The sequence below is a fragment of the Sphingobium cupriresistens genome, assembly GCF_004152865.1.
Lineage (GTDB): Bacteria > Pseudomonadota > Alphaproteobacteria > Sphingomonadales > Sphingomonadaceae > Sphingobium > Sphingobium cupriresistens.
Map to the genome: position 1 here is coordinate 1 of NZ_SEOO01000083.1, position 5362 is coordinate 5362.

2 tRNA genes and 3 rRNA genes are annotated in these 5362 nt (G+C 53.8%); all 5 read right to left on the bottom strand.

Annotated features, from left to right (window positions below):
- Window positions 1-24: 24 nt before the first annotated feature.
- The 5 genes from rrf to EWH12_RS21400 all read right to left on the bottom strand — a co-directional run bounded on the left by rrf (window position 25) and on the right by EWH12_RS21400 (window position 5287).
- Window positions 25-139 (bottom strand): 5S ribosomal RNA (gene rrf / locus EWH12_RS21380).
- 201 nt (window positions 140-340) lie between these two features.
- Window positions 341-3161, bottom strand: a 23S ribosomal RNA gene (locus tag EWH12_RS21385).
- Window positions 3162-3457: 296 nt separating this feature from the next.
- Window positions 3458-3533: transfer RNA gene (locus EWH12_RS21390), tRNA-Ala, on the bottom strand.
- A gap of 12 nt (window positions 3534-3545) precedes the next feature.
- Window positions 3546-3622, bottom strand: a tRNA-Ile gene (locus EWH12_RS21395).
- Between the two features lie 178 nt (window positions 3623-3800).
- Window positions 3801-5287: ribosomal RNA gene (locus EWH12_RS21400) — 16S ribosomal RNA — on the bottom strand.
- Together the 16S, 23S and 5S rRNA genes with 2 tRNA genes alongside form the textbook arrangement of a ribosomal RNA operon.
- Window positions 5288-5362 lie beyond the last annotated feature (75 nt).

Below are 5362 nucleotides of genomic sequence, written 5' to 3' on the forward strand. Positions count from 1 at the left end.
TCCGATATATGCGCGAGCTTCAATGCCTGGCGACGCCCTACTCTTCCAGTGCTTGAGCAATAGTACCATCGGCGCAGACTGGTTTCACGGCCGAGTTCGGGATGGGATCGGGTGGGTCACAGACGCTATGGTCACCAAGCAATGAAGCTGGCGCATATATGGGTTTTTGATCGATGCCGTGCACATGAGTATTTGCTTGCCAAACACGGCAACAGCCGCGTTTGGTGTATGTTTTGTAAGCGTATATCCGGGCTGGCTTAACAACCGACCGATCGCTGACATGCGCTGGAGACCAGCATTGTCGTTGATGGTGGGACTCTGCGGTTCACAAGTGAACCGTTTAAGCGCGAATAGGACAATTAGTATCGGTTAGCTTCATGCGTTACCGCACTTCCACATCCGATCTATCAAGGTCGTGGTCTTCGACCGTCCTGAGAAATCTTATCTTGAGGGAGGCTTCCCGCTTAGATGCTTTCAGCGGTTATCCCGTCCATACATAGCTACCCAGCTGCGCTCCTGGCGGAACGACTGGTACACCAGAGGTATGTTCAACCCGGTCCTCTCGTACTAGGGTCAACTCCTCTCAAATTTCGACGCCCACGGCAGATAGGGACCAAACTGTCTCGCGACGTTCTGAACCCAGCTCACGTACCACTTTAATTGGCGAACAGCCAAACCCTTGGGACCTGCTCCAGCCCCAGGATGTGATGAGCCGACATCGAGGTGCCAAACGATTCCGTCGATATGAGCTCTTGGGAATCATCAGCCTGTTATCCCCGGCGTACCTTTTATCCGTTGAGCGATGGCCCTTCCACGAGGGACCACCGGATCACTATGACCGACTTTCGTCTCTGCTCGACTTGTCAGTCTCGCAGTCAGGCGGGCTTATGCCATTGCACTCTAACAGACGGTTTCCAACCGTCCTGAGCCCACCATCGCGCGCCTCCGTTACTCTTTAGGAGGCGACCGCCCCAGTCAAACTACCCACCACAGAGGGTCCCTGCACCGGATAACGGTGCGAGGTTAGACATCAGAAAACAGCAGGGTGGTATTTCACCTATGGCTCCACATCAACTGGCGTCGATGCTTCAAAGCCTCCCACCTATGCTACACAGCTCTTTCCTAATGCCACTCTGAAGTTGCAGTAAAGGTGCACGGGGTCTTTCCGTCTAACCGCGGGTACTCCGCATCTTCACGGAGAATTCAATTTCGCTGAGCATATCCTGGAGACAGTGGGGAAGTCGTTACGCCATTCGTGCAGGTCGGAACTTACCCGACAAGGAATTTCGCTACCTTAGGACCGTTATAGTTACGGCCGCCGTTTACCTGGGCTTCAATTCAGAGCTTGCACTCCTCCTCTTAACCTTCAGGCACCGGGCAGGCGTCAGGCCCTATACGTCGTCTTGAAGCCGACTTAGCAGAGCCCTGTGTTTTTGCTAAACAGTCGCTACCCCCTGGCCTGTGCCCCCCACAAGAGCTTGCGCTTATGTGGGGCCTCCTTCTTCCGAAGGTACGGAGGCAATTTGCCGAGTTCCTTCAGGATACTTCTCTCAAACGCCTTGGTATACTCTACCATTCCACCTGTGTCGGTTTAGGGTACGGTCTATACGGAGGGGCTATTTCCTGGGACAACTTCACAGCCTGGAGCAATCCAATAAGCCCAGACCATTTACGCCATCCGTCACACACCTCCAGGCCCACGAATATTAACGTGGTTCCCATCGACTACCCCCTTCGGGCTCGTCTTAGGGGCCGGCTTACCCTGCTCAGATTAGCTTTAAGCAGGAACCCTTGGAATTTCGGCGACAGTGCATCTCACACTGTTAATCGCTACTCATGTCTGCATTCGCACTTCCGATACCTCCACGGTCGGTTACCCTCCCGCTTCAACGGCCTACGGAACGCTCCGCTACCGCTCAGTCAAAGACTGAACCCTAAGCTTCGGTGCATCACTTTAGCCCCGTTACATCTTCGCCGCAGGATCTCTTGTTTAGACCAGTGAGCTGTTACGCTTTCTTTAAAGGATGGCTGCTTCTAAGCCAACCTCCTGGTTGTTTTGGAAATCCCACATGCTTTCCCACTTAGTGATGACTTGGGGACCTTAGCTGTAGGTTAGGGCTGTTTCCCTTTTGACGACGGACCTTAGCACCCGCCGTCTGTCTGCCGGACTAGACTCGTTGGTATTCGGAGTTTGGTTAGTGTTGGTAGATCTCGCGACCCCCGCAACCATCCAGTGCTCTACCCCCAACGGCAATCATCCGACGCTCTACCTCAATAGATTTCGCGGAGAACCAGCTATTTCCCGGCTTGATTGGCCTTTCACCCCTAAGCACAACTCATCCGACAATTTTTCAACATTGAACGGTTCGGTCCTCCAGTGCGTGTTACCGCACCTTCAACCTGGTCATGCATAGATCGCCGGGTTTCGGGTCTAATGCATCAAACTATGGTCGCCCTATTCAGACTCGCTTTCGCTGCGCCTACACCTAACGGCTTAAGCTTGCTTGATACACTAAGTCACAGACCCATTATGCAAGAGGTACGCGGTCAGGTCTCGCCTATCCGAAGATATTGGGACCCTCCCACTGCTTGTAGGCATCCGGTTTCAGGTACTGTTTCACTCCCCTCATCGGGGTGCTTTTCACCTTTCCCTCACGGTACTGGTTCACTATCGGTCATGTACGAGTATTTAGGCTTGGAGGGTGGTCCCCCCATGTTCAGACAGAGTTTCACGTGCTCCGCCCTACTCAAGTCCTGGAATATCATTTTCGCATACGGGGCTGTCACCCGCTATGGCCGCACTTTCCAGAGCGTTCTGCTAATTATATCCCAGGCGCTGGCCTGGTCCGCGTTCGCTCGCCACTACTAACGGAATCTCGGTTGATGTCTTTTCCTCCGGGTACTGAGATGTTTCAGTTCTCCGGGTTCGCTTCACCAAAGCCTATTTTATTCAGCTTAGTGATACCTCGACCATTTAACCGCTGATCCGTCCGTCCCGAAGGCCGATCGAACCAATGATTAAATGGTGAAGGTGGGTTATCCCATTCGGAAATCGCGGGATCAAAGCCTGCTCACGGCTCCCCCACGCTTATCGCAGCGTGCCACGTCCTTCATCGCCTGTACATGCCAAGGCATTCACCAGATGCCCTTACCTCACGCTTGAGAGTCCACACCACCAACGACAATACTGGGTAGCATTCGCCGTCAGCTCGCGATGTGGTTATTAAACTCAGCCAGATAATCTTGTGTGAACGATCATCGGATCGGCTTTGTCGCCTGCCTTGCGGCAAACACCAAAACCAACCCCATGTCGCCACGGCATCGATTAAAAAACCCATTCACAATGTCAAAGAGGCCCGCAAATGCGCGCCATATCACCGGACGTATCCGGCAAACCGCTACTCTTCATCTCTGGAAATTGTCCGCTGCTCCGCGAAACATCGCTACGCAGTCTGCTTGGTGGAGCTTATCGGGATCGAACCGATGACCTGATGCTTGCAAAGCAACCGCTCTCCCAGCTGAGCTAAAGCCCCCAACCAAGCAAATGGTGGGCCGGGGAGGAGTTGAACCTCCGACCTCACGCTTATCAGGCGTGCGCTCTAACCACCTGAGCTACCGGCCCGGTGCCTACAGGCCGCTTGTTACAGCAGCGCGAGGCGCTCGAAAGCCTGCCAGGCAGATACGTCTTTTTCGAGACGTATTTTCCAGTGATGAAGGGACATGAGGACGGCGGCAATGTTCTTTGGAAATGACGAAGCTCTTCCAACGGCAAGCGTTGGCGCTTTCGTCACGATCCTTAGAAAGGAGGTGATCCAGCCGCAGGTTCCCCTACGGCTACCTTGTTACGACTTCACCCCAGTCGCTAAACCCACTGTGGTCGCCTGCCTCCTTGCGGTTAGCTCAACGCCTTCGAGTGAATCCAACTCCCATGGTGTGACGGGCGGTGTGTACAAGGCCTGGGAACGTATTCACCGCGGCATGCTGATCCGCGATTACTAGCGATTCCGCCTTCACGCTCTCGAGTTGCAGAGAACGATCCGAACTGAGACGACTTTTGGAGATTAGCTCCTCCTCGCGGAGTGGCTGCCCACTGTAGTCGCCATTGTAGCACGTGTGTAGCCCAGCGCGTAAGGGCCATGAGGACTTGACGTCATCCCCACCTTCCTCCGGCTTATCACCGGCGGTTCCTTTAGAGTACCCAACCAAATGCTGGCAACTAAAGGCGAGGGTTGCGCTCGTTGCGGGACTTAACCCAACATCTCACGACACGAGCTGACGACAGCCATGCAGCACCTGTCACTCATCCAGCCGAACTGAAGATATCCATCTCTGGAAATCGCGATGAGGATGTCAAACGCTGGTAAGGTTCTGCGCGTTGCTTCGAATTAAACCACATGCTCCACCGCTTGTGCAGGCCCCCGTCAATTCCTTTGAGTTTTAATCTTGCGACCGTACTCCCCAGGCGGATAACTTAATGCGTTAGCTGCGCCACCGAAACACCATGTGCCCCGGCAGCTAGTTATCATCGTTTACGGCGTGGACTACCAGGGTATCTAATCCTGTTTGCTCCCCACGCTTTCGCACCTCAGCGTCAATACTTGTCCAGCGGGCCGCCTTCGCCACTGGTGTTCTTCCGAATATCTACGAATTTCACCTCTACACTCGGAATTCCACCCGCCTCTCCAAGATTCTAGCAATCCAGTCTCAAAGGCAGTTCCGGGGTTGAGCCCCGGGCTTTCACCTCTGACTTAAATCGCCGCCTACGTGCGCTTTACGCCCAGTAATTCCGAACAACGCTAGCTCCCTCCGTATTACCGCGGCTGCTGGCACGGAGTTAGCCGGAGCTTATTCTCCCGATACTGTCATTATCATCTCGGGTAAAAGAGCTTTACAACCCTAAGGCCTTCATCACTCACGCGGCATTGCTGGATCAGGGTTGCCCCCATTGTCCAATATTCCCTACTGCTGCCTCCCGTAGGAGTCTGGGCCGTGTCTCAGTCCCAGTGTGGCTGATCATCCTCTCAGACCAGCTAAGGATCGTAGCCTTGGTGAGCCTTTACCCCACCAACTAGCTAATCCTACGCGGGCTCATCCCTGGGCGATAAATCTTTGATCTTTCGATATCATCCGGTATTAGCGTCAGTTTCCCGACGTTATTCCGAACCCAAGGGCAGATTCCCACGCGTTACGCACCCGTGCGCCACTAGACCCGAAGGTCTCGTTCGACTTGCATGTATTAGGCATGCCGCCAGCGTTCGTTCTGAGCCAGGATCAAACTCTCAAGTTTGATGTCCGATACATACCAGCCGGAATAAGGCCAATATATACCGCTCATTTCCAGGAGCCATTCCTGCACAATATA